2 protein-coding genes are annotated in these 3,000 nt (G+C 44.5%); both read right to left on the reverse strand.

Annotated elements, in window-relative coordinates; translation table 11 throughout:
* The coding region (locus F6K20_RS31875; RefSeq protein ID WP_287297426.1) for an NACHT domain-containing protein at nucleotides 1-1,549 on the reverse strand (1,549 nt) is incomplete at its 3' end.
* Between the two features lie 286 nt (nucleotides 1,550-1,835).
* On the reverse strand, nucleotides 1,836-3,000 hold a 1,165-nt coding region (gene glmU, locus F6K20_RS31880), incomplete at its 5' end, for a bifunctional UDP-N-acetylglucosamine diphosphorylase/glucosamine-1-phosphate N-acetyltransferase GlmU (protein WP_287297428.1).

Raw genomic sequence — 3,000 nt, forward strand, 5'->3', positions numbered from 1 at the left:
ACCCGAGACGTTCCATCAATCGTCTGCAATCATTCAATCCCAGATATTTCAGCGTCTGATTATTACTAATATCTGGTTTATTAATATCTGGTTTATTAATATCTGGTTTATTATCCCAGGAGGTTAATAACAGGTCTACTGCCTGGTCATAAAGCTGATAGCGCTCCAAAGGCAATCGGAAATGATAGCGGTGAATTAGGGTAATAATCGTTAACAATAGGGGATGTCTTGCCAGGTTTCTAATCTGATCATGCTCAGATAGTAGGTTGATCAGGCTTTCTTTCAGTCGTTGTGCTTCTGCTTTGTCTTGAATCTGACTATAGTACCAGCGCTGAATAAATTCTTCAATTTTACTGTCATCAAATAACTGAAGTTGATAGTGATAAAATTTTTTGTTCCATAAAAACTCCCAGGGGTAATTTGAGTTAAGGTAACGGTCGTTATCGGAGGTAATAATTAACCAATTGTTAGGAAATTGCTGGAGAAAATCCTTAATTTTCTCTACGATTTGCTCACCTTTGGCTGGTTCTGTGACTTGATCGAGCCCATCGAGCAAAATCAATGTTCGTCCATCCTCCAGCCAATGTTCAAAGAAACCTTTAGGCAGGGATTTCACCAATAGGGTTTTTTCAGCAAACTGCCGTGCATAGTCTAGAATACTGATATCTGAATACTCGACCCAATCCCGGATATCAATTAAAATCGGCAGCCAGTCAATATCTGGCGCTAACCCAATTGCTTCTGGTTGCTTCTGGGCTAACATTACAGCAACATAATTCATTAAGGTGGTTTTACCTGAACCAGGCGCACCCAGTAGTATCACGTTCCGGGATTTAGCAGAGGTAGCCTGCCAGGTTTTTACCGCTAATAAATATTGGGCAAGAGTTTTTTTAACCGTTTGCGTACGCAATGGTTGCCATGACTGATCGGGTAAGGCTACCTGAGGGTGAAAAGCCCGCAACTCTACCGGTCGCTGACTACTGGGAGGATGTAACACTTCTACCTCAGGCATGACAAAAATTTGGTCAAGCTTAATGGCATGGTTTCCATCCTGTGGACCGACCAACATCCCAGCAAACTTAACCTCATCAACGCTGTTGGAAATTTGCTGGAAATAGTTTTCCTTAGTTAGTTGAAATTCTAAATAACTGCTGGTTTTTTCACTATAAGTCTTGACAAAGGTTTCCATCCACGGAAGAATAAAACTATCTTGTGGTTGAGTGGGGGCATAGTTTGAGGCTACCTGCTTAAATTTCTCCACAAGTAGAGGGGTTAAGGGTATTTTGTTATCCTCTTGGAGGGGTTTGTGTAATTCCTCCTGTACTTCCCTATCTTGGAAAAAGTCTTCCAGAAAAAACGCGATCGCATCAGGAGCAGAATAATAAAAAAGGCGCTGCTCTGGTGCCAAGGGTTCTTCTCGCATTAGGGCAGCTTTGAGTCCTTGCTCTACTGCTTTGTGGATGTCGGCAGGAGTTAGCCTAGTTTGAATTTTTCTCCCTAAAATAGGGGCAACAGATTCAGCAACAACAGAAGCAATTTCCCAAGTCATAGGGCAAACTCAATTTTCCCTCAACAATTATTATCGTAGTCTTTAGTCATAAGCTTGCTGCTTCTTACTTCTGTTACCCCTATTGCCCCTCTTGAAACACCCAATTTGTTAATTCACCCAACGTCAGCATTCAGCCGTCAGCATTCAGCCGTCAGCCTTTGGCACATCAAGTACCGTGCGCGTAGCCCATTAGCTGTTCGCGTAGCGTGCGCGTAGCGCATTAGCTGAATGCTGATAGCTTACCACCCAACAACCTGATCAACTTACGGCCATCCCTTACCCTTGCTCAGCTGTTGGAATCTTCAGTTCCCTGTAATCGCCAACCGGGTTTAACGACCTGATTTCTACTACGAGCAATCACCAAGCTATCGTTTGGCACATCCTTGGTAACCACAGAACCAGCTGCCACAGTGACATCCTCTCCTAAGGTCAGTGGTGCCACCAAAACACTATTCGAGCCAGTCTTAGTGCGATCGCCTATCTGGGTTTTATGCTTTTTAACACCATCGTAATTGGCAGTAATGGTACCTGCGCCAATATTCACTCGTGACCCTAGGGTAGCATCTCCCAAATAAGATAGATGAGAGGCATTAGTGCGATCGCCTATCTGAGTATTTTTCAGTTCCACAAAATTTCCAATACGGCAGGATTCTCCTACTTGGGCATGACCCCGAAGATGAGAATACGGACCAATACGGGTGCCATCTTGAACCACAGAATCACTTACCACTGAATATAGCACCGTCACCTTATCACCCAACTGGCTATTTTCAATCAGACTCCCTGGGCCAATCCTGCTACCAGCACCAATGACAGTCTTACCCCGCAAATGAGTTTGGGGCTCGATGGTGACATCAGGTTGCAATTGGACAGTCTCATCAATGGTGATACTGTTTGGGTTAATTAATGTCACCCCTGCCTTCATCCAGCCATCCTTAATCCGCTCTTGCAAAATCTGCTCAGCCATGGCCAGCTGTTTACGGTCATTAATCCCGAGAATTTCGTGGGTTACTTCCACATCCACTGCCATTACTGGCTCAACCATGGTAACCGCATCCGTTAGGTAATACTCATTTTGGTCATTATCCGCAGACAGTTTTGGTAGGACCAAAGCCAATTGAGACCAGTTGAAGCAATAGACACCAGCATTGATGCGGTTATTTTGCTTTTGAGCATCAGTGCAATCCCGGTGTTCCACAATCTGTTGCAGCTGATTGTTACTATCACAGAAAACCCGTCCATAGCCCGTGGGATTCGGCAAATGGGCAGTTAGGATCGTAGCGCCATTGTTATGGGCTTGATGGCTTTCTAATAGTTGTTTAATGGTGTCGGGACGCAACAATGGAACATCACCATTTAAGACCAGTAAGTCTCCCGTATCGTCTGCCAAGTGGGGCAACAGTTGCTGGACGGCATGACCAGTACCCAATTGCTCTTTCTGTTCAACGAAT

The sequence above is a fragment of the Moorena sp. SIO2C4 genome (assembly GCF_010672485.1).
Taxonomy (GTDB): domain Bacteria; phylum Cyanobacteriota; class Cyanobacteriia; order Cyanobacteriales; family Coleofasciculaceae; genus Moorena; species Moorena producens.